This is a genomic window from Micrococcus sp. GbtcB5 (genome assembly GCF_019091605.1).
In the GTDB taxonomy this organism is placed as follows: Bacteria; Actinomycetota; Actinomycetes; order Actinomycetales; family Micrococcaceae; genus Micrococcus; species Micrococcus luteus.
The window spans coordinates 52615-76039 of sequence record NZ_JAGXJK010000010.1; the positions used below are offsets into that span (position 1 = coordinate 52615).

Consider the following 23425-nt stretch of genomic DNA (forward strand, 5'->3'; position numbering starts at 1 on the left):
TGCCGGAGCAGCTCGAGTTCCATGGCCTGCGGTGTTTAACGGCAAGGACGACTGGACTGCCGCCCCCGTCGGCGTCCGCGCATGGGCCAGCCAACGCGCCGTCGAACTCATCGCCGCGCACACCCCGTGGTTCGGCTTCCAGGGTGTCGACGTCGACAGGCTGCGTCAGCGGCCTGGATGGGAAGACGCCAAACCGCACATCGTGGTGTCCGCTCAGCTCTTGAACCGCGTGCACCGGAGGACGTCCCTGCGTGCGGACGGCCTCCTGGTGATCGCCGATGACCACCACCTCCGCGATGACAGCCGTCTGACCTACCGACGCATGCGAGCCGCCTCGGTCCAGGGCCTCTCCGACGGAGCACTCGACCACCTGTTGGACACGATGTACTTCGGCCCTTCGAACCAGAGCCGCCTGCTGCAGGCCGTGGACGTCCTGACGTACTTCGAGCAGCGCCGCCGCCATGTCACTGAGCGCCACCGCGATGCCGTTCGCCGAATGAACGCCATCGGCCGATCGCTGAACAAGATCCGTCAGCACTCTTACGTCTGGACCCCTTGAACGCAGACACACGAAACCCCCGCTCGAAGGCGGGGGTCCGGTTGGACGGAAGACGCCGAAGCGCGTCCCGTGATGTCCAGTGTACTCGCCTCTGAGGACTCCCGACAGGGACATCCCGTTCGGGACCACGCCGCTCCACCCCGCCTCCCCGCTTGGACGCCCCCACTACCCTGGATCCCATGCCCGACACCCCGCAGCCCCCCGCCGTTCCCGCGCACCCGGACCACTTCGGCTTCGAGGTGACCCACCGCCTGGAGACCCCCGGGCACGACGGCGCCCCGCTGGGCCGCACGGGCGTCATCACCACGCCGCACGGGCGGATCCAGACGCCGGCGTTCATCCCGGTGGCCACGCAGGCCACGGTCAAGGCGGTGCTGCCGGAGTCGATGAAGGACCTCGGCGCGCAGGCGCTGCTGGCCAACGCGTATCACCTGTACCTGCAGCCCGGTGACGACCTCCTGGACGAGGCCGGCGGCCTCGGCGCGTTCATGAACTGGCCCGGGCCGACCTTCACGGACTCGGGCGGCTTCCAGGTGATGAGCCTCGGCTCGGGATTCAAGAAGGTCATCGACATGAAGGGCCCCGGCGCGCCCGAGGGGCAGGGCGCCGACGACGCCGTCGCCCCCGGCAAGGAGCGCCTGGCCAACGTCGACGACGACGGCGTCTGGTTCAAGTCCCACCTCACCGGGGACCGACACCGGTTCACCCCCGAGGTGTCCGTGGGCATCCAGCACAACCTCGGCGCGGACATCATGTTCGCCTTCGACGAGCTGACCACCCTGCACAACTCCCGCGGCTACCAGGAGGAGGCGCTCGAGCGCACCCGCCGCTGGGCCCAGCGCTGCCTCGACGAGCACGCCCGCCTCACCGGGGTCCGCGCGGCGCGGCCGTACCAGGCGCTGTTCGGCGTGATCCAGGGCGCCCAGTACGAGGACCTGCGCCGCAAGGCCTGCCGCGACCTCGCGGCGATGCGGGCCGAGTTCCCGGCCGCGGGGGAGCTCGACGGCGTGGCGTCCGGCTTCGACGGCTACGGCGTCGGCGGGGCCCTGGAGAAGGAGAACCTCGGGACCATCGTGGGCTGGTGCGCGCAGGAGCTGCCCGAGGACAAGCCGCGCCACCTGCTGGGCATCTCCGAACCCGATGACCTGTTCACCGCCGTCGAGAACGGCGCCGACACCTTCGACTGCGTCTCCCCCACCCGTGTGGCCCGCACCGGCGCGTTCTACACCCGCGACGGGCGCTACAACCTGCCCGGGGCGAAGTACCGCCGCGACTTCGGCCCGCTGGACCCCGAGTGCGACTGCTATACGTGCGCCCACTACTCCCGCGCGTACCTGCGGCACCTGTTCAAGGCGAAGGAGATGGTGGCGCACACGCTCCTCTCCATCCACAACGAGCGGTTCACGGTCTCGCTCGTGGACCGGATCCGCGCGGCCATGCAGGATGGCACGCTCGCCGAGCTCAAGGCCGAGACCCTCGGCCGGTACTACGCCCCGAAGGGCTGAGGGGTGCTGGGTGCGCCGGCACGCTGCGGGGGGGAGCCAGCACGCTGCGACGGGCGCGAGCCAGACGTTTCTGCTGTTCTGAGGGGGCTGTCACGACCGATTCGTCTGGCTCGGCGCCGCTCGGACGCGTGGGGGACGTGAGCCAGACGATTCAGCGGCTCCTGCACAGGGCCGCCGACCCGGCTCGCCCTCCACGGCCCTCGCGGTCGCGGCGCCGGGGCCGCCCATGGAAGGAGAAGGTGGCGGCATGGTCGCCCCTCCTCCGCACGACGACGCCACCCTCAGCCCCGTCTTCCCGGTCGCCGCGGGGCTGCAGGCCGGCCTGACGGCCTCGCAGCTGCGCGGCCCCCGGTTCGACGCCCCGCACCACGGGCTGCGGCACACCGCCGGGGGTCAGCCCTCACTGGCCGACGTCGTCCGCGCCCTCCAGCGGACGAACCCCGGCACCGCGGCCACCCACGCCACCGCCGCTCGCCTCTGGGGGATGTGGCTGCCGCGGCAGTGGGAGCGCGGCCCCATCCATCTGGCGCGCACGCGGGCCGAGGGCGGGGCGCCGCGCCGCAGCGGCGTCGTCGGGCATGAGCTGCACCCGCAGGACCCCGTGCTGGTGCGTGCCGGGGTGCGGATCACGACGCCGGCCGCCACCTGGGCGGCGCTGGCGCAGCTGGGTCTGCCGTTGGCCGACGTCGTCGCCGCCGGGGACAGCCTGCTGCAACGGGCGGACGGCCCGGCCGGCCGGCGTCGCCCCGGCGAGCATCCGCGGTGCACCGTGCGTGATCTGGAGGCGGAGGTGCTGCGGGTGCGCGGGAGGCGAGGGACGCGGACCCTGCGAGCGGCCCTGCCGCTGCTCAGGGACGGCGCGGATTCGAGGGCCGAGACGCTCCTCCGACTGGCGCTGGCCGACGCGGGTGTGCCGGAGCCGGAGGTGAATCCGCTGCTGATGCTGAGCGACGGGTCCACCGTCCGGCCAGACCTGGTGTGGCGGGAGGCCCGTGTCTGCGTGCAGTACGAGGGCGATCATCACCGGACGGACCCGCAGCAGTGGCGCCGTGACATCGAGCGCCACCGCCGGATGCAGGCCGAGGGGTGGATCGTGCTGCGCGTGACCGCCAGCGTCGTCACCCAGCGGGACCTCGACGCCCTGCTGCGCGACCTCGCCGCCCACCTGCGGCTCCCTCTGCCTGCGTGAGCCAGACGAATCGGCCGCCGAGCCAGACGAATCGGCGGCAGGGGGGGCGTGCGCACCAGCAGAAATCTCTGGCTCACGCCGCCGCCCCCGCTCGCGTCATCTCACACGAACGCGCCGACCCCCGTGATCTCGCGGCCGATGATCAGCCCCTGCACGGTCTCGGTGCCCTCGTAGGTGTGGATCGCCTCGATGTCCGCGAAGTGGCGGGCCACCTCGTTCTGGATGAGGATGCCGTTGCCACCGAGCAGGTCGCGCGCGTTCGCGGCGATGGACCGCGCGGCGCGCGTCGCCGAGTACTTGGCCATGGACGCCATCGGCCCGGTGAGCCGGCCCTCGTCCTCGAGCCGGGTCGCGCGCAGCACGAGCAGCTGCACCTGGGTGAGCTGGGAGAGCATCTCGGCCAGACGGGTCTGCACGCTCTGGGCGGCGGCCAGCGGCCGGCCGAACTGGACGCGCTGCCCCGCGTACTGCACCGCCGCCTCGTAGCAGCCCACGGCCTTCCCGAGGGCGGACCACGCCACGCCCACGCGCGTGGCGAAGAGGACGCGGGAGGTGTCCTTGAAGGAGCGGGCCTCGGGCAGGACGTCGGCGTCGGGCACGAACACGCCGTCGAGGGTGATGTGGGCCTGGTCGATGGCCCGCAGCGCGACCTTGCCCTTGATGACCTCGGCCGTGTAGCCCTCGGACTCCTGGCGCACGATGAACCCGCGGACCTTCTCGTCCTCGGCGCTGCGCGCCCACACCACGGTCACGCCGCCGGCGGCCCCGTTGCCGATCCACTTCTTGTGCCCGTGCAGCCGCCAGCCGCCGTCGACGCGCTCGGCGCGGGTCTCCAGCGAGACGGAGTCGGAGCCGTGGGTCGGCTCCGTGAGCGCGAAGGCGCCGTAGAGCTCGCCGCGCGCCATGGCCGGCAGGTGCTCGGCACGCTGCTCCTCGCTGCCGCACAGCTGGATCGAGCGCATGGCCAGACCGCCCTGCACGCCCGTCATCGTGGCGATCGAGCCGTCCAGGCGCGAGAGCTCCATCGTGGCCAGGCCCGCTGCAACGCGGGAGACGTCGGGCAGCCCGTCCACGGGGACGCCGTCGCGCAGCAGGTCGGCCTGCCCCAGGCGGGCCACGAGGTCCAGCGGGTACTCGTGGCGGTCCCACGCCTCCCGGATCCGGGGCAGCACGTCCGGCTCGAGTGCGAAGGCGCGGGCCCGACGCCACACGTCCTTCTCGGCGTCGGACACGTCCGTGAGTGCGAGGTAGAAGTCGGTGTCCAGCGGCGTGGCGACGTCGTACTCGGGCTCGACAGTGGGCAGGGTCTCGGTCATGGTGGCCTCCCGGGCGGGGTCGGAGAGATGGGTGTGTCCGCCATCACCCTACACCGACTGACACGCCATCTCACAGAATCAGACGCAGTCTCACCTCCTCTCCGCGCCCGTGGCACCATGGCCCGCATGACGACGCCCGCCGAGGACACCCTCACCGCCCTGATCCACCTGCTGGACCGCGAGGGCTACGACGCCGTCACCGCCGACCAGCTCGCCCGCGAGGCCGGCATGAGCCGGGCCAGCTTCTTCCGTCACCTCGGGGGGAAGGAGGAGGTGGTCTTCGCCGACCACGCGGCGCTGCTCGCCCGCCTGGACGACTTCCTGCGCGGCACCTCCCTCGGCGTGCGGGAGGCCCTGGAGGAGGCGGTCTTCCAGGTCTTCCGGCATCACACCGCCGATCCGGACCGGGCCCGGGCGCGCTCCCGCCTGCTGCGCGGCTCCCAGTCGCTGCGCACGCGCGAGCTGCTCACCTCGCACCGCTACACGGAGCTGTTCTCCGGCTGGCTCGCCTCGGCCCTACCGGACACGCCCGCGCGCGGCGGGGTCGCCGTCGGGCTGGCGGCGGCCGTGGTGGCCGTCCACAACCGCGCCCTGCGGGCGTGGCTCCACGCCCCGGCCGACGACGCCGAGGCCGGCCTGCGCGCGGACCTCGCGGAGGTCATCGCGCGGCTCACGGCCGAGCCGGCCGAGGTCGAACGAACGCTCGCCGCCGTGCGCCGACTCCTGGGCTGAGACCGGGCTCTCAGCGGCCGGCGACCTGCGCGTTCTCCGCCCCGAACGCGGGCGGGTAGCGGAACTCGCCGGCCGGCACCTCGGCCCCGTCCTGGAGCGTGAGGACCTGCAGCGCCTCGGGCTGCCGGGCGAAGGCCGCGTGCACGCCGTGCTCGGAGGCCCGGTGGAAGCCGAACTTCGTGTAGTACTCGGGCCAGCCGTAGACCACCACGACCTCCTCACCGTCGGCCTGTGCCTTCTGCAGCAGGGCGTTGACGAGCGCGGTGCCGGCGCCCTCGCCCTGATGCTCGGGCAGGACGCCGTGCGGGGCGAGGGCGAGTACTTCGGCGTCGTCGATGTGGGCCCGGACCAGGGTGCCGTAGCCCATCGGGTCCGACTGCAGGTCCGTGCCGGGGATCGCGGCCGTCATGGCCACGAGGGAGTACTGGGGCAGCCAGCCCTCCGCGCCGCCGGCGAGCGCCTCGACGAGGTCGGCCTCGGCCGTGGACGCGAAGGCGAGCTCGGCGATCTGGCGGACGGTGCGGCGGTCGGCCGGATCGTCGTGATCGGCCTCGCGGGTGGACCAGCGGTGGCCGAGATCCTGGCCGGCAGGGACGTGGGCGGCGCGGTGGCCGGGGGTCTGGGTGCTGTTCTGCTCGCCGCTCATGCGCTCACCGTAGCCAGGGTGTGACCCCGGATACAGAGACGGCGCCCTGCGTCACGCTCGCGACGCGGGCGCCGTCGCCTCCTCTGGCCGGGGGCGGGCTCAGTCGATCTGCAGCTCGCCCATCGGGCCGAAGCCCTCCGCACCGACCTGCTCGGAGATGATCTGGGGCGTGCTCGCCAGCAGCGGGCGCATCGCGTCCAGGCCCTCCTGGAAGTGCGGGGACGCGACGTGGGCCTGCGCACCCTCGTCCGTGAACCCCTCGAGCAGGAAGAACTCGTTCGGGCCACCCTCCACCGGGCGGTACCACTCGAAGAACAGGTTGCCGGGCTCAGAGCGCACGTCCGCGGTGTACTTCGCGACGGCGTCCATCCACTCGCCGGCACGCTCGGGCTGGACGGTGAACTTCAGGTTGATGAGGATCATGCCGTCCATTCTGGCCCACCCGCGGCGGCCCCGGCACGGCCTCGCGTCCGCCGGGCGCGGAACCGCCGGGCCAGCAGCCACAGGCCCACGACGACGGCGACCACCAGCACGGCGACCAGCACCGGCAGGAACAGCGCGGCCGCGACGAGGCCGGCCGCCGAGACGTCCTCGGCCGCCGAGAGCACGGGCGCGGCGGCCCCCACCGTGACCGTGTCGGCTCCCACGACCGTCTGGACGACGTCGTTGACCGCGTCCACCCCGGGGATCTTGTCCGCGACGAGCTCGAGCGCGAGCAGGACGCCGAGGATCCAGAGGGAGGCGTCGGCGGCGAGCCACGTCCAGCCCGCGGGCAGGTCGACGAGCCCCGTGAACCGGTCCAGCAGACCCAGGGCGAGCAGGGGGATGTAGGCGTTGAGCCCGGCCGAGGTGGCCAGGCCCGTGCCGGTGAGGAACTCGAGCACGTCCGTCCCCGTCCTTCGCGGGTCGCTCGGGGCGCCCGGGCGGACGCTCCGGGTCCGAGGACCCTCGTTCCCCGGTGAACACCGCCGGCCGTCGGGCGCTTCCCGTCCGGGGTCGGTCCTACCATGGGCGCATGCTCCAGACCGCTCACTCCCCCCAGCACTCCGCCTCCGCCCCCGCGCTCGCCCTGACCATCGCCGGGTCCGAGGCCACCGGCGGCGCCGGCGCCCAGGCCGACCTCAAGACGTTCCAGGAACTCGGCGTCTTCGGCATCGTGGCGCTGACCTGCATCGTCTCCTTCGACCCGGAGGACGACTGGAACCACCGCTTCTTCCCCGTGCCCACCGAGATCCTCCAGCAGCAGCTCGACGCCATCCAGGGCGACTACCCGGAGCGGCTGCGCACCGTGAAGCTGGGCATGCAGGGCTCCCCGGAGGTCATCCGCACCTCGGCCGCGGCCCTGCGCCGCGCCGAGTGGGACCACGTGGTCCTGGACCCCGTGCTCATCTGCAAGGGCCAGGAGCCGGGCCACGCCCTGGACACGGACCAGGCGCTCAAGGCCGAGCTGCTGCCGCTGGCCACCTTCACCACCCCGAACCACTTCGAGACGGAGCAGCTCTCCGGCATGACCGTGCGCTCGGTCGAGGACCTGACGGCGGCCGCTCGGCGCATCCACGAGATCTCCGGCGCGGCCGTCCTGGCCAAGGGCGGGATGCACCTGCCCGGCCCGGACGCCGTGGACGTGTTCGTGGACGGGGACACCGTGGAGGTGCTCTCCGCCCCGAAGATCGGCCAGTCCGGCGTCTCCGGTGCGGGCTGCTCGCTCGCCGCCGCCGTCACCGCCGAGTTGGCCAAGGGTGCCACCACGCTCGAGGCCGCGCGCCGCGCCAAGGAGTTCGTGCGAGCCGGCATCGCGCAGGCGGTGGAGGGCCGCACGCCGTTCGCCGCCCTGTGGCAGGGCGGCCTGCGCTCCGCCTGAGCGCGCACGTGGGCCGCTGACTCGTCCTGAGCCGGGCGGTGCGCCACACTGGGGGCATGAAGCTCCCCTCCCCCGCCCCGTCCGTCCCCGGCGAGGTCCACCACTCGGCGTCGTCCGTTCCCCTCGAGGGCGCGGAGGCCGTCTTCCCCGCGTTGCGCCAGCGCGCCCTCGCCCCGGGCGGCCGGCTCTACGGGCTGGCGGCGGCGGCCGCGGTCGGCGGGCTCACCCTGCTGGATCCGCACGCCCGCCGGGGGTGCAAGCGTCGGGCCCTCGCAGAGCTCGAGGCCGCCGTCAGCGGCACGTTCCTCGCGGCCGAGACCGCCAGCGCCCTCCACACCGCCGCGATCGCCGACGGCGAGGTGGCCCCCTCCCCCGCCGCGCGTGCCCTGCGCGGGCTCGGCGGGCTGGCCGTCGGCGGCGCGGTCGCGGCGGTCGCGCTGCGTGCCACCGGCCTGAACGACAGGGTCGACGGCGCCGTGGTGCGCGGGCTCCAGCGGGTCGGCGTCCCCGCCCCGCGCGTCGCGCTGGCCGCAGCGGCCTCCCTGGCGATGCTGCTGGCCAACGAGGACGCCCGCCGGACCCGCCGCGACGCCGTCGAACTCGCCGTCACCGGCCCCGCCGGCCTGGACGAGGACACGGTCGACGAGGTCGAGCCCGAGGCCACCGCCGAGCTGCCGGTGGAGGTGCGCGTGCTGCTCGAGACCCTGCTCGACCCGGCGCTGGCCGAGGGCCGGGACCTGCCCGGGGCTGAGGCGCTGCGCTCCCAGCTGCCGCACGCGCGCACCGTCACCTCGGTGGCCGAGGCCATCCGTGAAGCCGGCGAGGTCCCGGACTGGGTGCCGCTCGTCGTCCAGACCGACGATGACGTCCGGCGCGCGGTGCCGAACGACTGCGTCTGGCCCGTCCGCGGCCGCTTCGCCTCCGGCTCCGCCGGAGGACACGAGCTCGAGCTGCGTCTGCAGGTGATCGACGGGGAGATCGGCGCCCTGACGGTGACCCTGCCCGCGGACGCCGAGGCGGACAGCGACGCCTGGGACGCGTTCCAGGAGATCGAGTCCTTCCCCGGCGTCGAGGACCTGACCTTCCACGTGGACGGCGACCGGCGCGCCTGACCGGGGACTCTCCCGGGGCCCGTCCAGCCCGGCCCACTACAGTGGGGACCCGCCCGACGTCGTCGATCCCCCTCCCGGAGAGTTCCCGCCATGACCACCCCCGCCCCGGTCGCGTCCGCCGCCCGTGCCCGTCGCCGCGCGGCCCGTTCCGGCCCCCGCCCGCAGCTGCGCATGGGACTGAACGGGTTCCTCGTGGCCTGGCTGCTGCCCAACCTCGTGATGGCCGCCGTGGTGGCGATCCTGGCCGTGGTCCCGGGCCTGCAGGCCTTCGGCAGCCTGACACCGCTGCTGACGGTGGTCGGGGTCGCCGGGCTGGTGGTGGGGCTGCCGCTGTGCCTGCTCGTGAACTGGGCGTTCCGGCACGTGCTCAACCAGTGGGTCCACGTGCTGGCGTACGCGCTGATCGGCATGCTCTACGGCCTGGTGGTGCTCACGCAGGGCGCGGCGGGCATCCTGCCGATGCTCATCCCGGTGATCGGCTTCCCGGCCGCCGTGCTCATGGCCCTGGGCCGGACGGCGGCCCGTCCCCTCGTCCGCACGGTCACCCCGGAGCCCTCGCCCGCCGAGCCGGCCTGAGCACGCCCGACAACGAGAAAGGACGATGGCCGGATGGCCATCGTCCTTCTCGGAACCGCGTCCGGGGCCCGCATCCCCTCAGGCATGTATCCCGGCTCGTGATTCGCACTGTGCACCGTCTCAATGGGGCATGACCCACTCTAGGAGGGACGACGGCGCCCCCGACAGTGGCGGAAGGTGCAGACTTTCGGGCCCTGATGTGATGCAGGTCACATGGGTCTGGTCCGCCGCTGCGACGGCGTCGGCCTCGTCAGACGGACCTGGGGAGCACCGCGCGCACCCGCCACCCCCAGCCCCCCGGCCCGGCCTCGATCGTGCCGCCGAAGGTGGCCACGCGATCCCGCATGGAGTTCAGGCCCACACCGGAGGAGTTCCACTGCGGCGGGCCGGACCGCTCGGTGACGGTGTTCTCCACCTCGAGCACCACGTCCGGCCCCGCGTCGCGGAGTTCGATGCACACGCGCGCGCCCTCGCCGGCGTGCTTGGCGACGTTCGTGGTGGCCTCCTGGAGCACCCGGTGCAGGGTGGAGCGCACGGAGATCGGCATCGCGTTCTGGTCGCAGCGGACGTCCGTCTCCACCGTCATTCCGAGACTGCGCAGCTCCTCGGCCAGTTGGGCCACGGACAGCACCGGATCCGCGGACGTCGCCCCGTCCGCGCCCCCCGCGGCGCCCGGCTCACCGCTCGGGTCCACGATCCCGTCCTCCTGGAGGATGGAGAGCATGCGCCGCAGGTCCCGCAGCGCGTCCTTCGCGGAGTCCCCCACCACGTCCAGCACGCCCTGAGCCGCCTCCGGGGCGCCGAGGTAGCGTGCCGTCCGAGCCTGCATCGAGATGATCGTGAGGTTGTGCGCGACCACGTCGTGCAGGTCGCGGGCCAGGGAGCGACGCTCGGCCTCGGCGGCCAGCCGGGCCCGCTCCTCCGCCTCGAACACCCGGCGGCGATCCCGCTCCCGCCGGGCCAAGCTCTCGCGGATGAAGAGCCCGCCGCCGAGGCCCATGGACATGAGCAGCAGGATGAACCACGTCGCGTTCGACTGACCCACCGCGAACGGCTGGGCGACGCCCCAGGTCAGTGCCAGGACGGCGGCCGTGACGACGAACCCCCAGGAACGGGCGGTCGCCGCGACGGCCCCGAGGACCACGGGCGCGACGACGGCGAAGAGCACCTCGGAACCGCCGACGACGGTCGCGACGGCCCCGGGCAGGAGCAGGGCGAAGCCCACCGTGCTGCGCCACCACTGGGCGAGGAAGGCGCTGGTCGCCGACGCGATGGCGATCCCGTCCAGGACCGGGATGGCGCCGTGGCCCGGGCCGAACAGACCGATGTCGGACGCGGTCGAGGCGAGCAGGAACGCCGACCCGAAGGCGAGATAGACGCGGCTCAGCGGCGCCGCGGCCCAGAACGCGCGCCACCGCAGGCTGCGCGCCTGACGCCACGCCGAAGAGCGGCGCGCCCGGGAGGGCGCGCCGCTCCGGACGGAGGGGGTCGATGGGCTCGAATCAGGCATCGGGGGCGGACCGCCCCGGGGTCAGTCGCACCAGATGCCGAAGTGGCGGCACGTCCACTCCGCAGTGCCTTTGCCGAGGCCCAGGGTCGTGACGACGTCGTCCTCGGCCGAGGCCGCCGAGGCGGCGGCGGCCGGAGCGCCGACGAGGGTGGAGGCGAGCAGGAGAGCGGAAGCGAGGAGAGCGCGAGTCTTCATGGCCCCAGTATGTATGATGCCCGTCACAAATGGTGCACGCCGCGCACAGGCCGCGCCGCGGCATGGCGCAGATGACGGCCGGCGGGCACCCCGGCCTCGCCCCGACGCCGACAAGGTGGCATGCGCCACAGCACCGGTTACGCTGACCTGCGTGTCCGAAGAGCTGCGCATCCTGATCGCCGACGACCAGCCGCTCATGAGCGGCGCGCTCCGCGTGCTCGTCGACTCTGCCCCCGGCATGACCTGCGTGGGCGTGGTCGCCAACGGCGTCGAAGCCGTGGAGGCGTGCGCCGCCATCGAGCCGGACGTGGTCCTGATGGACATGCAGATGCCCCTGATGGACGGGGTGGAGGCCACACGCCGGATCAAGGACACCCACCCCGCGATCCGGGTCCTGGCGATCACCACGTTCACGTCCGAGGACTACCTCGTGCCGGCCCTGCGCGCCGGAGCGGGCGGCTACCTCCTCAAGGACGCGGAGCCGCCGGCCATCCTGGGCGCCATCCAGGCCGTCCATCGCGGCGAGTCCGTGCTCTCCCCCGCCGTGGCGACCAAGCTGCTCGCCTCGATCGAGCGGGACCGGCCGACGGTGGGCCCCACCTCGGTGCAGCCCGGCAGCCCCGACGGCTCCGACCTCACCGAGCGGGAGCTGGGCGTGCTGCGGCTGCTGGCCCGGGGCCAGTCGAACCCGGAGATCGCCGCCAACCTCTTCGTCTCCGAGTCCACGGTCAAGGCCAACCTCACGCGGATCATGGCCAAGCTGGAGGTCCGCGACCGCGTCCAGCTGATCATCCGGGCGGCCCAGCTCGGGCTCGTCACCCTCGCCCTGGACTGAGCGCGGCGAGGTCAGCCGCGGGCCGCGATCTCGTTGCGCCGCGTGTTGAGGTCCTTCAGGACCTGCATCCCGTGCTCCACCACCGGGTCCGCCTCGGCCAGGAGCGAGTCCTTGGCCGGGCCGTAGGCGAGGTCGGCGAACGTGCCGTTCTCCGGGTCGAGGGCCCGGACCTCCTGCTGCACCAGGCGCACCTGGTCCAGGCCGGCCGCGTACTCCACCGATCGCTCGTCGATCTTCGTCAGGGACGCCTCCGCGTCCTCCGGGATCTGCTCCAGGGCGAACTGGGCCTCGTAGAGCAGGTTCTGGTACGTGCAGGGCTCCTCGATGTCGTAGAGCCCCACGCCACGGCCCACGGCCTCCTGATTGGCCTGCGCAATCTCCTCCGCCAAGCGCTCGCTGACGGCGACCTCCGTGGGGGCGCCCATGCCGGCCTCCGCCATGGCCACGTTGACGGTGCCGCCGCCGATCGAGATGACCGCGCTCTCCATCCCCTCGGGCGCGCCCTCGTCCGAGGTGGTCATGCTCGCGGTCGCCCCCTGCGGCAGCCGATCACGCAGCCAGGCGTAGGACTCCTCCCCCATGCAGAGGTCGGGGCCGACCTTGAGGCCCTCGGGGTTGCGGCCCGCGCTCGTGACGCCGGCGAGGACCACGGTCCGCTCGGTGCCGCCCTGGTTCACCACCACGGTGTTGCCGTCCAGCACGGAGACGATGTCCACGCGGGCGGCGTCGGCGGCCACGCCGCGGAGGACGGTGGCGATGCCCAGCAGGAGCAGCACAGCGGCGACGACGAGGAAGACCAGCAGCCCCTTCAGGGGGACCCGGGCACGGGCGGCGACGTGAGTCATGCGGACTTCCTGCAGGTGGACGGCGGGACGGGGGCCGCGACGACGGCCCGGAGCCCGAGTCTAGCGAAGGGCCCCGGGACCGCCGAGCGGTGGGCCGAGGGACGGCTGCGTCGGGCTCAGCGCTCCCGGCGGTAGAACGGGGTGGCCACCACGGTGAACGGCTCACCGCGGCCGCGCAGGTCCACCTGCAGGGACGTGCCCTCGGCGGCCACGTCGCGGCGGACGCGGGCCAGGGCGATGGGGTGTCCGAGGGTCGGGCTGGGGGCGCCCGAGGTCACCTCGCCCACCCGCTCCCCGGACTCGTCCAGCACGGCGTAGCCGTGCCGGGCGGCCCGCCGACCCGCACCCTGCAGCCCCACGACGACCTCCTCGACGTCGTCCTTGCCGACCAGCGCGGACCGGCCGACGAAGTCGGCCTCCTTGCTCGCGGGCACCGCGAAGCCGACGCCGGAGGCGTGCGGCTGGTGCCCGGTGTCCAGCTCGTTGCCGTAGAGCGGCATGCCCGCCTCGAGGCGCAGCGAGTCCCGCGCGGCGAGCCCGCACAGCGTCAGCTCCACGCCCGCCTCGTCCGCGGCCGAGAGCATCGTGTGCCACACGGCGGAGCCGCGGTCGCCGGCCTCGGCGGTGGAGGCGGCGGGCAGGAACAGCTCGAAGCCGTCCTCACCGGTGTAGCCGGTGCGGGCGACGACGGCGGTGACGTCGCCGGCGTCCGTGGGCACGGTCAGGGTCAGGTGGCCGTAGTACTTCAGCTCGGCCAGCTGCGCCGCGGCCTCCGGCATGGCCCGGGCGAGGATCGTCTCGGCCTGCGGGCCCTGCACGGCCACGAGGGCGGTGGTCGAGGACTCGTCCTCGACGGCGGCGTCCCAGCCCGACGCCCGCTGGTTCAGGGCGGTGTGGACCGCGGCGATGTTGCCCGCGTTGGGCACCACCAGGTAGTCGGGCTCGGAGCCGGCCTCGCCGTCGTCCATCCGGTAGACGATCGTGTCGTCCAGGACGGTGCCGGCGTCCGTCAGGCACAGGGCGTACTTGGCGCGGCCGGGCTTCAGGGTGGAGAGCACGCTCGAGAGGGCGTGGTCCAGCATGGCCCCGGCCTCCAGGCCGGTGACCCGGACCTCGCCCATGTGGGAGAGGTCGAACAGGCCGGCGGAGGTGCGGACGGCCTTGTGCTCGGCCAGCTCGGAGCCGTACTTCAGGGGCATGTTCCAGCCGCCGAAGTCCGTGAACGTGGCGCCCGCGGCCTCGTGGACCGGGTGCAGCGGGGAGTTGCGCGTCGAATCGCTCATGGGGGTGATCCTCTCAGTCCTCGTCGGCGGTGTCGGCCACGGCGTCCTCGAACGCCTCGGGCGGCGGGCACGAGCACACGAGGTTGCGATCGCCGTAGGCGCCGTCGATGCGGCCCACCGGCGGCAGGTACTTGTCCAGACGCAGGCTCGGCACCGGCGTGCCCGCCTGGGCGCGCGAGTAGGGGCGATCCCACTCGTCGGCCATCAGGACGTTGAGGGTGTGCGGGGCGCGGCGCAGGACGGAGTCCGCCACGGTCTCCGGGGTGACGGCGGTGATCTCGGCGTGGATGGCCTCCATGGCCTCGATGAACCGCTCGATCTCCTCGAGGTCCTCGGACTCGGTGGGCTCCACCATGAGCGTGCCGGCCACGGGGAACGCCAGGGTGGGGGCGTGGAACCCGTAGTCGATGAGGCGCTTGCACACGTCCTCGGCGGTCACGCCCGTGCGGGCCGTGAGCTCGCGCAGGTCGAGGATGCACTCGTGCGCCACGAGGCCGTCGTTGCCCGTGTACAGCGTCGGGTAGAGGGGCGCGAGGCGGCGGGAGATGTAGTTGGCGCCCAGCAGCGCGTGCGCGGTGGCGGAGCGCAGGCCCTCGGCGCCCATCAGGTGGATGTAGGCCCAGGAGATGGGCAGCACGCCGGCCGAGCCGTGCGGGGCCGCGGTCATCAGGGCCTCGCGGGAGGGCAGGTACGGCACCAGGTGCTCGCCCACCGCCACGGGGCCCACGCCCGGGCCCCCGCCGCCGTGCGGGATGCAGAACGTCTTGTGCAGGTTCAGGTGGGAGACGTCTCCGCCGAACTCGCCCGGCTGGGCCAGGCCCACGAGCGCGTTGAGGTTGGCGCCGTCGATGTACACCTGGCCTCCCGCGGCGTGCACCGTGGCGCAGACCTCCTTGACGTCGGCGTCGTACACGCCGTGCGTGGAGGGGTAGGTGATCATGATGGCCGCGATGCGGCCCTCGTTGGCCGCGATCTTGGCGTCCAGGTCGGCGGCGTCGATCGTGCCGTCGTCGGCGGTGGCGACGACGACCACCTTCAGCCCCGCCAGCACGGCCGAGGCCGCGTTGGTGCCGTGGGCGGAGGCCGGGATCAGGCAGATGTCCCGCTCACCCTCACCGCGGGCCAGGTGGTACTGGCGGATGGCCCACAGGCCCGCGAACTCGCCCTGCGAGCCGGCGTTCGGGGCCACCGAGACGCCCGCGTAGCCGGTGATCTCGGCGAGCTTGGCCTCGAGGTCCGCGATCAGGAACCGCCAGCCCTCGGTCTGGTGGTCGGGCGCGAACGGGTGGATGGAGCAGAACTCGGGCCAGGAGATGGCCTCCATCTCCGCGGTGGCGTTGAGCTTCATGGTGCATGAGCCCAGCGGGATCATGGTGCGGTCCAGCGCCAGGTCGTAGCCGGAGAGGCGGCGCAGGTAGCGCAGCATCTTCGTCTCCGAGTGGTGGGTGTTGAACACCGGGTGCGTCATGAACGCGGAGGAGCGGCGCAGCGCCTCCGGAACGGCCGGGGTGGCCACGGCGCCCTCGTGCGCGGAGGCCGGCAGGGAGCCCGCGTCCAGGCCGAACGCCGTCAGGACGGCCACGAGGTCGGCGTCGACGGTGGTCTCATCGGCCGCGATCCGCAGGGTGTCCGCGTCCACCAGGCGCAGGTTCACGCCGTTCTCCTCGGCGGCCTGCAGGACCTGCTCGGCCCGGCCGGGCATGCGGACGGTGATCGTGTCGAAGAAGTGCTCCTCGGCGACCTCGACGCCGCCGGCCCGCAGCGCCTCCGCCAGGCGGACGGCCTGGGCGTGGGCGTGGCGCGCGATGCGGGCGATGCCCTGGGGGCCGTGGTAGACGGCGTACATCGAGGCGACGATCGCCAGCAGCGCCTGGGCGGTGCAGATGTTGGAGGTGGCCTTCTCGCGCCGGATGTGCTGTTCGCGCGTCTGGAGGGCGAGGCGGTAGGCGGGCTTGCCGGCGTCGTCGTGGGAGACGCCCACGAGGCGGCCCGGCATGCTGCGCTGCAGGCCGTCCTTCACGGCCATGTAGGCGGCGTGGGGGCCGCCGAAGAACAGGGGCACGCCGAAGCGCTGCGTGGAGCCGACGGCGATGTCCGCGCCCTGCTCCCCGGGCGGGGTGATCAGGGCGAGGGAGAGGATGTCCGCCGCGACGGTCACGAGGGCGCCGGCCTCCTTGGCCTGCGCGATGACGGCGGCGTGGTCGTGGATGCGGCCGGAGTCGCCGGGCTGCTGCAGCACGACGCCGCACAGGCCCTTCTCCTCGACCTCGGCGCGGACGTCCTCCGGGATGCCTGCGGAGAGGTCGGCCACGCGCACGTCGATGCCCACGGCCTCGGCGCGCAGGCGCACCACGGAGAGGGTCTGCGGGAAGAGGTCCGCGTCGAGGAGGGTGACGCCGTCGGTCCTGCGACGGTTGGCGCGGTGCATGAGGAGCACGGCCTCGGCGGCGGCGGAGGCCTCGTCCAGCAGGGAGGCGTTGGCGATGTCCAGGCCGGTGAGGTCCTGGACCATCGTCTGGTAGTTCAGGAGAGCCTCGAGGCGGCCCTGGGAGATCTCCGGCTGGTACGGCGTGTAGGCCGTGTACCAGGCCGGGTTCTCCAGCACCTTGCGGAGGATGACGCCCGGGGTGACGGTGTCCGAGAAGCCCTGCCCGATCATCTGGGTCTTCATGACGTTGCGGCCGGCGATCTCGCGCAGCTGCTCCAGGACCGCGGACTCGGTCAGCGGGGCGGGCAGCACGAGGGGCTTCGGCTGGCGGATGCCGGCGGGGACGGCGGTGTCCACGAGGGCCTCGAGCGAGTCGTAGCCCAGGGTCTGCAGCATGTGCTCGACGTCCGCGGGGCGCGGGCCGATGTGGCGGGCCACGAAGGGGGCCGAGGCGGTGTCCTTGGGCTCGACGCGCTCGTGGGGCAGCGCGGTCGTGCTCTCGGTGGTCTGGGGGCTGGTCACGGGGTACCTCCGGGGGATCCTGCCGTGGTCACGGCGTGGGTCTGCTCCTCCCCGCTCTGTCATGGACCTGAGAGTTTCCGACGCCCGGGTGGGCGGCTTGCACCGTCGGTGGTCTCGGTCCGGACGCGGGCGCGGCGGAGTGAGACGCTTTCCAGAGCGCCTGACCCCACGCGGTACGGATGCCTGAGAGATTCCCGGGGAGGGTTTGCTCCTTCGGCGGCCTGCTCACGCGGCCGGCCGGGGCAGGACGCGCGCCGACGCTCTCCCGCGCGGGGCATGCGGCGTGCCGTCAGTATCCCACACGTGTAGGCCGCGTCACAGGGCGCCCGGGAGGGGCCGGACGGGGCGTGTCGAAGGCTTTCGTTGATGAAACGGGCGCCCGGGAGGGGTTGAGCCGCCCCACGCGCCCGTGCCTACCGTGGCGAGGACGGGCGGGCGTGTTCCTCCGCCCCGGAGCCGACCGAGGGAGCGATCCACCCATGTACACCCGCAGCCGGAACGACGTCGAGAAGGTCGAGTGGGGCGGAGGCACCTCCGAACGCCTCCTCACCGCGAAGGACGAGATGGGCTTCGCCGTCGCCCACACGATCGTGCGCGCCGGATCGTCCTCGAAGCTCCAGTACCGCAACCACCAGGAGGCCTGTTACTGCATCGCGGGCAACGGCTCCGTGGTGGAGCCGGACGGCACCGTCCACGAGATCACGCCGGGTGTCATCTACGTCCTGCCGGACCACGAGCCGCACGACCTGCGCGGCGGCACCGAGGACATGCACCTGATCTCGGTGTTCAACCCCGCCATCATCGGCGACGAGAAGCACACCCTGTCGGAGGACGGCTACTCCAGCTACTGAGCCCGGGCACGGTGAGGGAGGCGTCGACGACGGCGCCTCCCGCGTCGGCACCGACGGCGGCGTCCGGTCGTAGGGCGGCGGGGTGCTCAACCTGTGCGCCCCCGAGCGCACCGTGCGCCGCAACACCCACCTGGCGCTGGTGCTGACCGCGATCGCGGGGATCCTCAACTCCGTGGGCTTCGTCGCCGTGGCCACGTACACGTCCCACATGACGGGGATCGTGGCGTCCATGGCGGACGCGGCGGTCCTCCACGCCCCGGGTCTGGTCGGCACGGGCCTGCTCGCGCTGGCCATGTTCACCCTGGGCGCGGTCGTCTGCGCGCTGGTGTTCAACTGGGGCCGGGTCAACGGCCTCCGCTCGCGCTACGCCAACATCCTCCTGCTCGAGGGCGTCGGCATGCTGGTGTTCGGCCTGCTCGCCGAGCACGTCCGCGATGCGCACCGGCCGCTCGTCGTGGTGGCCGTGCTGTGCTTCACCATGGGCCTGCAGAACGCCTTGATCACCCGCATCGGGGCGTGGCCGATCCGCACCACACATGTGACGGGCATGGTCACGGACATCGGCGTCGAGCTCGGCAAGATCCTCTACCGCAACGCGCCCGCGGCCGCGTCCCCCGTCGTCGGAGAGCCGCGGCGCGTGGGACTGCTGGCGCTGCTCGTGGCCCTGTTCTTCCTGGGCGGGGTGGCGGGCGCGGCCGGTTACCTCTGGCTGGGCTTTGAGGTGGTCATCCCGGTGGCCGGCGTGCTGCTGCTCATCGCCCACCGCCCGCTGATCCAGGACCTGCGGGACGCGTGGCTCACACGAAGGCCGAGACGCCGGTGAGGGCACGCCCCACGATCAGGGTGTTCATGCCGTAGGAGCCCTCGTAGGAGTAGATGGCCTCCACGTCCCCCATGATCTTGGCGATCTCGTGCTCCGTGAGCAGGCCGTTGCCGCCGAGGGCGTCGCGGGCGAGCGCCGCCGAGGACCGGGCCAGCCGGGTCGAGGTGGCCTTGGCCATCGCCGCGTGCATCATCTCCATCCGCCCCTCCTGCCGCAGGGCGTCCACCTGGAGCATCATCCCGGCGGAGGCGGCCAGGTTGCCGGCGACCTCGGCGATCTGGGCCTGGATCAGCTGGAACGCGGCCAGTGGGCGGCCGAACTGCTCCCGCCGCAGCGCGTAGGAGCGCAGCACGTCCAGCACGCCCATCTGCGCGCCGACGCCCTGCCAGCCGACCCACATGCGCGAGTCGCGCAGCAGGGTGCGGGTGGCGGCGAAGGTGGTGGCGCCGGGCAGGATCGCGTCCGCGGGCAGGCGCACGTCCAGGGTGATGTCCGCATTCTGCATGATCCGCAGGCCCATCTTCCCGCTGATCTTGGTGGCCTCGTAGCCGGGGGTGTCGGTGGGCACCACGAAGCCCTTGATCTCGCCGTCGGCGGTGTCACGCGCCCAGACGAGCGCGACGTCGGCGATCGTGCCGGCCCCGATCCAGCGCTTGGCACCGCGGATGACCCACTCGTCGCCGTCGCGGGTGGCGGTGGTGGCGAGGCCGCCGGCGATGTCCGAGCCGTGGTCCGGCTCCGTGAGGCAGAACGCGCCCAGGGCGTCGAAGGATTCGAGGCGCCCCTGCCACGTGGCCTTCTGCCGCTCCGAGCCCAGGCCGGCGATCATGCCGAGGTTGAGCTCGTTGTGGATGCCCACGAGGGCGGACAGGGACAGGTCCACGCGGGCGATCTCCGCGTGCACGAGCTGCTGGAACAGCGAGGACGAGCCGTCCAGGACGAGGCGCCCCAGACCCAGCTCGGCCAGGCCCGGCAGCAGGTCGAACGCGAACTCCTCGGCGTCCCAGTACCGGGTCAGGTGCGGCCGCACGCGGGTCTGCAGGTGGTCCTCGATCGCGTCGAGCCGGTCACGCTCGGCCGGCTCGAGGCGGTCCCGCAGGCGCAGCAGGTCCACGTGGGGCAGGCCGGGGGTGACGGCGGGCGCGCCGGAGGCGGGGACGGGGCGGTCGGCGATGGCGGTCATGGCTCTCCTTCGGGGGCGGTCCGACGACGGCGGGCGGTTTCACCGCGAATCCGACTGTAGGACTTCCAACTATCCAGGTCTGCCAGTAGTGTTCCAGATCACAGGCCCCCGGCCAAGGATCCGTTCAGCAGCCATCCCGAGGAGGGACCCATGACCGTCCAGGACCCCACCGCCGTCGCCGCCCCGTCACCGACGGAGGTGTTCCGCGCGGCCCGCGACCTGCTGGTCGAGTGCCAGACCGACTATGAGCGCGCCCGCGCCGAGTTCGAGTGGCCCCGCTTCGAGCACTTCAACTTCGGCTTCGACTGGTTCGACCGCCTGGCCCAAGACCCGGCCCGCGCGGACGTGCCGGCGCTGATCATCGCCGAGGACGACGGGCGCAGCACCGAACGCACCTTCGCCGAGCTCTCCGCGGCCTCCAGCCGGGTGGCGAACTGGCTCTCCGCGCAGGGCCTGCGCCGCGGCGACCGCCTCATCCTGATGCTGAACAACCAGGTGGAGCTGTGGGAGTTCATGCTCGCCTGCATCAAGCTGCGGGTGGTCATGGTGCCCACCACCACGCAGATGACCTCCGGGGACCTCGAGGACCGCGTGACGCGCGCCGGCGCCGCGTGGGCCGTGGCCGGCGCCGAGGACCTGGCCAAGTTCGCCGGCGTCGGCGAGGGCCTGCACCTGGTGCACGTGCCGGGCGTCTTCGCGGAGGGCCCGGCGCGCCGCGCCCCCGAGGTCGCCGGCCACACCGTGCTCTCCTACGACGACGCCGACGACGCCGCCACCGAGCTGGCCCCGGCCGAGCCGACCCCCGCGGACGAGACGCTGCTCTTCTACTTCACCTCGGGCACCACCTCGAAGCCGAAGCTCGTGGAGCACACCCACACCTCGTACCCGGTCGGCCACCTCACGACGCTCTACTGGATCGGTCTGGAGCCGGGCGACGTGCACCTCAACGTGGCCTCCCCCGGCTGGGCCAAGCACGCGTGGTCCAACTTCTTCGCCCCGTGGATCGCGGAGGCCACAATCTTCGTGCACAGCGCCCGCAAGTTCGACCCCGCGGCCCTGATGGCCAACATGGAGCGCTACGGCGTCACGAGCTTCTGCGCCCCGCCCACCGTGTGGCGCATGCTCATCAAGGCGGACCTGGCGCAGCTGACGACCCCGCCGACCAAGACCATCTCCGCGGGCGAGCCGCTCAACGCCGAGGTGATCGACCAGGTGCACAAGGCGTGGGGCACCACGATCCGCGACGGCTTCGGGATGACCGAGACCACCCTGCAGATCGCCAACACCCCCGGCCAGAAGGTCGTCATCGGCTCGATGGGCCGTCCGCTGCCCGGCATGGACGTCACCCTGCTCGACCCGCTCACGGGCCAGGAGGCCGAGGAGGGCGAGATCTGCCTGCGCCTGGACCCGCGTCCGGTGGGCCTGCTGAAGTCCTACTACGGCAACCAGGAGAAGACGGACGAGGTGTTCCGCGACGGCGTCTTCCACACCGGCGACATCGCCCGCCGCGACGAGAACGGCGTGCTGACCTATGTGGGCCGCGCGGACGACGTCTTCAAGTCCTCGGACTACAAGGTGTCCCCGTTCGAGCTGGAGTCGGTGCTGGTCAAGCACCCGGCCGTGCTGGAGGGCGCGATCGTCCCCACCCCGGACGAGCTGCGCCTGGCCGTGCCGAAGGCCTTCGTCACCCTCGCCCCGGGCCACGAGCCCACCGCGGAGACCGCCCGGGCGATCCTGCAGTTCACGCTCACCCAGCTGCCCCCGTACAAGCGCATCCGCCGCATCGAGTTCCTCGAGCTGCCGAAGACCATCTCGGGCAAGATCCGCCGCGTGGAGCTGCGCAAGGCCGAGGTCGAGCGCGCCCAGACGGGCGCCGCCCCGGACGGCTACGGCACCGAGTTCCGCGAGGAGGACCTGGACCTGCAGCGCTGACCGGCCGTTCCCCGCCACCGCCCCGTCCTCGTCCGGCGGTGGCGGGGGACCCCCGGTGCGCCGCTAGTCTGGAGCGCCATGAAGAAGCCACCCCTCGCCCAGGACCCCATCCGGGAGGCCGCCCGGAACTGGGAGCGTCACGGATGGGGTGACGTCGCCCGCCCGATGGCCGCCATCACCTCGATCATGCGGGCCCAGCAGATCCTGCTGGGTCGGGCGCAGGCCGCGCTCAAGCCCTACGGGCTCACCTTCGCGCGGTACGAGCTGCTGGCGCTGCTGAACTTCTCGCGCGAGAAGCGGATGCGGATGTCCAAGGCGTCCGCGCTCCTGCAGGTCCACCCCACCTCGGTGACCAATGCGGTGGACCGGCTCGAGGCCGCCGGGCTGGTGGAGCGCACCCCCCACGAGTCGGACCGCCGCGCGCTCGTGCTCGCCCTCACGGACGAGGGTCGGCGCGTCGCCGTCGCCGCCACGGAGACGCTCAACGCCGAGGTCTTCGGCCGTTCCGGCTTCGATCCGGCGGACGTGGACACCCTCATCGACGTCCTCGGCCGGTTCCGCGCCGAGGCAGGCGACTTCCAGGTCGACGGCCCCGACGCCGGCGCGCCCGCGACGGCGGAGCGCACCTCCTCCTGACGCTCTCCCCGGCCTCCGGACCGTCCGGCTCAGCGGGGCTCGAGGCGCACGGCGCCGTCGAGCCGGATGACCTCGCCGTTGAGGAACGGGTTGGACACGATCTGCTCGACGAGCAGCGCGTAGTCCTCGGGCCGGCCGAGGCGGGCCGGATGCGGGGTCTTGGTGGACAGCGCCTCGCGGGCGGCCTCGGGCAGGCCGGCCATCATGGGCGTCTCCATCAGGCCGGGGGCGATCGTGACCACGCGGATCTGCGAGGAGGCGAGCTCGCGGGCCGCGGGCAGGGTCAGCGCGACCACGGCGCCCTTGGAGGCGGAGTACGCGATCTGGCCGATCTGCCCGTCGTAGGCTGCCACGGACGCGGTGTTGACGATGACGCCGCGGTCCTCGCCGAGCGGCTCCTGCGCCTTCATCGCGGCGGCGGCCTGGGCCATCATCGACACGGTGCCGACCGCGTTGATCGCCAGGACCCGGCTCAGCACCTCGGCGGACAGCGGCCCGTCGCGACCCACGAGCTTGCCCGGCGTCGCCACCCCGGCGCAGTTGACCAGCACCCGCAGCGGCCCGGCCTCCAGCGCGGCGGCCACGGCCTCCCGGGCGGTGTCCTCGGCGGTGACGTCGCCCGTCACGAAGCGCGCACGGGGACCGAGGGCGGCCACAGCGTCCGCGCGGACGGTCTCGCCCTCGCGGTCCGGCAGGTCCACCACCACGACGGCGGCGCCCGCGTCCGCCAGGCGGCGGGCGGTGGCATGGCCGAGGCCCGAGGCCCCGCCGGTGACGATCGCGCTCTGGTTCGACAGGTCCATGGGCGGACCCTCCCTTCCTCCTCGGGATACCCCCCGATTTCGATAGTTGCATGTCCTACGTTCTCATCCTAGATTAGCGGACG

General features: G+C 73.0%; 23 protein-coding genes and 1 riboswitch. Of the genes, 12 read left to right on the forward strand and 11 right to left on the reverse strand.

Annotation, left to right across the window (positions count from 1 at the left end; genetic code table 11):
- The first annotated feature begins 31 nt into the window (after positions 1 to 31).
- The 3 genes from KVS67_RS05225 (at position 32) to KVS67_RS05235 (ending at position 3253) form a co-directional block, all read left to right on the forward strand.
- Positions 32 to 559 (forward strand): DUF3800 domain-containing protein, encoded by a 528-nt coding sequence (locus KVS67_RS05225; protein ID WP_012750724.1) that lies wholly within the window; start codon positions 32 to 34, stop codon positions 557 to 559.
- A gap of 179 nt (positions 560 to 738) precedes the next feature.
- On the forward strand, positions 739 to 2064 hold the full coding sequence (gene tgt, locus KVS67_RS05230; RefSeq protein WP_036316101.1) for a tRNA guanosine(34) transglycosylase Tgt: 1326 nt from the start codon (positions 739 to 741) through the stop codon (positions 2062 to 2064).
- A 247-nt stretch (positions 2065 to 2311) separates the two neighbouring features.
- Positions 2312 to 3253 carry an endonuclease domain-containing protein gene (locus KVS67_RS05235; protein WP_217564890.1) on the forward strand — a complete coding sequence of 314 codons (942 nt, stop codon included), beginning with the start codon at positions 2312 to 2314 and terminating at the stop codon, positions 3251 to 3253.
- A gap of 101 nt (positions 3254 to 3354) precedes the next feature.
- On the opposite strand, the gene KVS67_RS05240 is transcribed toward KVS67_RS05235, so the two are convergent.
- A complete protein-coding gene (locus tag KVS67_RS05240; protein WP_217564892.1) occupies positions 3355 to 4569 on the reverse strand; it encodes an acyl-CoA dehydrogenase family protein in 1215 nt (404 codons plus the stop codon).
- 126 nt (positions 4570 to 4695) lie between these two features.
- Between KVS67_RS05240 and KVS67_RS05245 the strand changes: the two genes are divergently transcribed.
- Positions 4696 to 5301 carry a TetR/AcrR family transcriptional regulator gene (locus KVS67_RS05245; protein WP_041102882.1) on the forward strand — a complete coding sequence of 202 codons (606 nt, stop codon included), beginning with the start codon at positions 4696 to 4698 and terminating at the stop codon, positions 5299 to 5301.
- A gap of 10 nt (positions 5302 to 5311) precedes the next feature.
- On the opposite strand, the gene KVS67_RS05250 is transcribed toward KVS67_RS05245, so the two are convergent.
- The 3 genes from KVS67_RS05250 to KVS67_RS05260 form a co-directional block, all read right to left on the reverse strand.
- A complete protein-coding gene (locus KVS67_RS05250; RefSeq protein WP_217564894.1) occupies positions 5312 to 5947 on the reverse strand; it encodes a GNAT family N-acetyltransferase in 636 nt (211 codons plus the stop codon).
- A 99-nt stretch (positions 5948 to 6046) separates the two neighbouring features.
- The gene (locus KVS67_RS05255) at positions 6047 to 6370 is read right to left on the reverse strand and encodes a putative quinol monooxygenase (RefSeq protein ID WP_095695297.1); all 324 of its coding nucleotides are present in this window, start codon (positions 6368 to 6370) and stop codon (positions 6047 to 6049) included.
- On the reverse strand, positions 6367 to 6831 hold the full coding sequence (locus tag KVS67_RS05260; protein WP_095695296.1) for a DUF4126 domain-containing protein: 465 nt from the start codon (positions 6829 to 6831) through the stop codon (positions 6367 to 6369). The genes KVS67_RS05255 and KVS67_RS05260 overlap by 4 nt, the downstream gene beginning before the upstream one ends.
- A 131-nt stretch (positions 6832 to 6962) precedes the next feature.
- Here KVS67_RS05260 and KVS67_RS05265 point away from each other — a divergent pair, with 131 nt between their 5' ends.
- The 3 genes from KVS67_RS05265 to KVS67_RS05275 all read left to right on the forward strand — a co-directional run bounded on the left by KVS67_RS05265 (position 6963) and on the right by KVS67_RS05275 (position 9496).
- Entirely contained in the window at positions 6963 to 7808 is an 846-nt protein-coding gene (locus tag KVS67_RS05265) for a hydroxymethylpyrimidine/phosphomethylpyrimidine kinase (protein WP_095695295.1), read from the forward strand.
- Positions 7809 to 7864: 56 nt separating this feature from the next.
- On the forward strand, positions 7865 to 8920 hold the full coding sequence (locus KVS67_RS05270) for a hypothetical protein (protein ID WP_217564896.1): 1056 nt from the start codon (positions 7865 to 7867) through the stop codon (positions 8918 to 8920).
- Positions 8921 to 9010: 90 nt separating this feature from the next.
- The gene (locus KVS67_RS05275) at positions 9011 to 9496 is read left to right on the forward strand and encodes a hypothetical protein (protein WP_020624818.1); all 486 of its coding nucleotides are present in this window, start codon (positions 9011 to 9013) and stop codon (positions 9494 to 9496) included.
- Positions 9497 to 9746: 250 nt separating this feature from the next.
- On the opposite strand, the gene KVS67_RS05280 is transcribed toward KVS67_RS05275, so the two are convergent.
- Both KVS67_RS05280 and KVS67_RS05285 read right to left on the reverse strand, forming a co-directional pair.
- A complete protein-coding gene (locus KVS67_RS05280; RefSeq protein WP_078025375.1) occupies positions 9747 to 11006 on the reverse strand; it encodes a histidine kinase in 1260 nt (419 codons plus the stop codon).
- 21 nt (positions 11007 to 11027) lie between these two features.
- Positions 11028 to 11201, reverse strand: a complete 174-nt coding sequence (locus tag KVS67_RS05285; protein ID WP_002856694.1) for a hypothetical protein — start codon at positions 11199 to 11201, stop codon at positions 11028 to 11030.
- Between the two features lie 151 nt (positions 11202 to 11352).
- Here KVS67_RS05285 and KVS67_RS05290 point away from each other — a divergent pair, with 151 nt between their 5' ends.
- Positions 11353 to 12036, forward strand: coding sequence for a response regulator transcription factor (locus tag KVS67_RS05290; RefSeq protein ID WP_002856693.1), 684 nt, complete (start codon positions 11353 to 11355; stop codon positions 12034 to 12036).
- 11 nt (positions 12037 to 12047) lie between these two features.
- Here KVS67_RS05290 and KVS67_RS05295 read toward each other — a convergent pair whose 3' ends face one another.
- The 3 genes from KVS67_RS05295 to gcvP form a co-directional block, all read right to left on the reverse strand.
- Positions 12048 to 12881 carry a thermonuclease family protein gene (locus KVS67_RS05295; RefSeq protein WP_192594013.1) on the reverse strand — a complete coding sequence of 278 codons (834 nt, stop codon included), beginning with the start codon at positions 12879 to 12881 and terminating at the stop codon, positions 12048 to 12050.
- 116 nt (positions 12882 to 12997) lie between these two features.
- Entirely contained in the window at positions 12998 to 14164 is a 1167-nt protein-coding gene (gcvT, locus tag KVS67_RS05300; RefSeq protein WP_217564898.1) for a glycine cleavage system aminomethyltransferase GcvT, read from the reverse strand.
- Positions 14165 to 14177: 13 nt separating this feature from the next.
- Positions 14178 to 17114: an aminomethyl-transferring glycine dehydrogenase gene (gene gcvP / locus KVS67_RS05305; RefSeq protein WP_217564900.1), complete on the reverse strand. Its 2937-nt coding sequence runs from the start codon at positions 17112 to 17114 to the stop codon at positions 14178 to 14180.
- Positions 17115 to 17275: 161 nt separating this feature from the next.
- A riboswitch (glycine riboswitch) is annotated at positions 17276 to 17392 on the reverse strand.
- Between the two features lie 201 nt (positions 17393 to 17593).
- Here gcvP and KVS67_RS05310 point away from each other — a divergent pair.
- Positions 17594 to 17965 (forward strand): ectoine synthase, encoded by a 372-nt coding sequence (locus KVS67_RS05310; protein WP_217564918.1) that lies wholly within the window; start codon positions 17594 to 17596, stop codon positions 17963 to 17965.
- Between the two features lie 82 nt (positions 17966 to 18047).
- The gene (locus tag KVS67_RS05315) at positions 18048 to 18788 is read left to right on the forward strand and encodes a YoaK family protein (RefSeq protein ID WP_217564928.1); all 741 of its coding nucleotides are present in this window, start codon (positions 18048 to 18050) and stop codon (positions 18786 to 18788) included.
- Here the strand turns inward: KVS67_RS05315 and KVS67_RS05320 are convergent.
- A complete protein-coding gene (locus tag KVS67_RS05320; protein WP_217564942.1) occupies positions 18763 to 19971 on the reverse strand; it encodes an acyl-CoA dehydrogenase family protein in 1209 nt (402 codons plus the stop codon). The two genes, KVS67_RS05315 and KVS67_RS05320, sit on opposite strands and share 26 nt — an antisense overlap.
- 150 nt (positions 19972 to 20121) lie before the next feature.
- Here KVS67_RS05320 and KVS67_RS05325 point away from each other — a divergent pair, with 150 nt between their 5' ends.
- The gene (locus tag KVS67_RS05325) at positions 20122 to 21903 is read left to right on the forward strand and encodes an AMP-binding protein (RefSeq protein WP_217564965.1); all 1782 of its coding nucleotides are present in this window, start codon (positions 20122 to 20124) and stop codon (positions 21901 to 21903) included.
- 78 nt (positions 21904 to 21981) lie between these two features.
- Complete coding sequence (locus KVS67_RS05330) at positions 21982 to 22539, forward strand: MarR family winged helix-turn-helix transcriptional regulator (protein ID WP_217564972.1); 558 nt, start codon at positions 21982 to 21984, stop codon at positions 22537 to 22539.
- 29 nt (positions 22540 to 22568) lie between these two features.
- Here the strand turns inward: KVS67_RS05330 and KVS67_RS05335 are convergent, their stop codons facing one another.
- Positions 22569 to 23342: an SDR family NAD(P)-dependent oxidoreductase gene (locus tag KVS67_RS05335; protein WP_070708774.1), complete on the reverse strand. Its 774-nt coding sequence runs from the start codon at positions 23340 to 23342 to the stop codon at positions 22569 to 22571.
- Positions 23343 to 23425 lie beyond the last annotated feature (83 nt).

Bases quoted from the DNA above. Each gene is read 5' to 3' on its own strand.
- KVS67_RS05270 (WP_217564896.1), top strand. From the start codon at position 7,865: ATGAAGCTCCCCTCCCCCGCCCCGTCCGTCCCCGGCGAGGTCCACCAC.
- KVS67_RS05250 (WP_217564894.1), bottom strand. From the start codon at position 5,947: ATGAGCGGCGAGCAGAACAGCACCCAGACCCCCGGCCACCGCGCCGCC.
- KVS67_RS05280 (WP_078025375.1), bottom strand. From the start codon at position 11,006: ATGCCTGATTCGAGCCCATCGACCCCCTCCGTCCGGAGCGGCGCGCCC.
- KVS67_RS05275 (WP_020624818.1), top strand. From the start codon at position 9,011: ATGACCACCCCCGCCCCGGTCGCGTCCGCCGCCCGTGCCCGTCGCCGC.
- KVS67_RS05235 (WP_217564890.1), top strand. From the start codon at position 2,312: ATGGTCGCCCCTCCTCCGCACGACGACGCCACCCTCAGCCCCGTCTTC.
- KVS67_RS05335 (WP_070708774.1), bottom strand. From the start codon at position 23,342: ATGGACCTGTCGAACCAGAGCGCGATCGTCACCGGCGGGGCCTCGGGC.
- gcvT (WP_217564898.1), bottom strand. From the start codon at position 14,164: ATGAGCGATTCGACGCGCAACTCCCCGCTGCACCCGGTCCACGAGGCC.
- KVS67_RS05265 (WP_095695295.1), top strand. From the start codon at position 6,963: ATGCTCCAGACCGCTCACTCCCCCCAGCACTCCGCCTCCGCCCCCGCG.
- KVS67_RS05295 (WP_192594013.1), bottom strand. From the start codon at position 12,881: ATGACTCACGTCGCCGCCCGTGCCCGGGTCCCCCTGAAGGGGCTGCTG.
- KVS67_RS05255 (WP_095695297.1), bottom strand. From the start codon at position 6,370: ATGATCCTCATCAACCTGAAGTTCACCGTCCAGCCCGAGCGTGCCGGC.
- KVS67_RS05320 (WP_217564942.1), bottom strand. From the start codon at position 19,971: ATGACCGCCATCGCCGACCGCCCCGTCCCCGCCTCCGGCGCGCCCGCC.
- KVS67_RS05240 (WP_217564892.1), bottom strand. From the start codon at position 4,569: ATGACCGAGACCCTGCCCACTGTCGAGCCCGAGTACGACGTCGCCACG.
- tgt (WP_036316101.1), top strand. From the start codon at position 739: ATGCCCGACACCCCGCAGCCCCCCGCCGTTCCCGCGCACCCGGACCAC.
- KVS67_RS05285 (WP_002856694.1), bottom strand. From the start codon at position 11,201: ATGAAGACTCGCGCTCTCCTCGCTTCCGCTCTCCTGCTCGCCTCCACC.
- KVS67_RS05330 (WP_217564972.1), top strand. From the start codon at position 21,982: ATGAAGAAGCCACCCCTCGCCCAGGACCCCATCCGGGAGGCCGCCCGG.
- KVS67_RS05245 (WP_041102882.1), top strand. From the start codon at position 4,696: ATGACGACGCCCGCCGAGGACACCCTCACCGCCCTGATCCACCTGCTG.
- KVS67_RS05325 (WP_217564965.1), top strand. From the start codon at position 20,122: ATGACCGTCCAGGACCCCACCGCCGTCGCCGCCCCGTCACCGACGGAG.
- KVS67_RS05310 (WP_217564918.1), top strand. From the start codon at position 17,594: ATGTACACCCGCAGCCGGAACGACGTCGAGAAGGTCGAGTGGGGCGGA.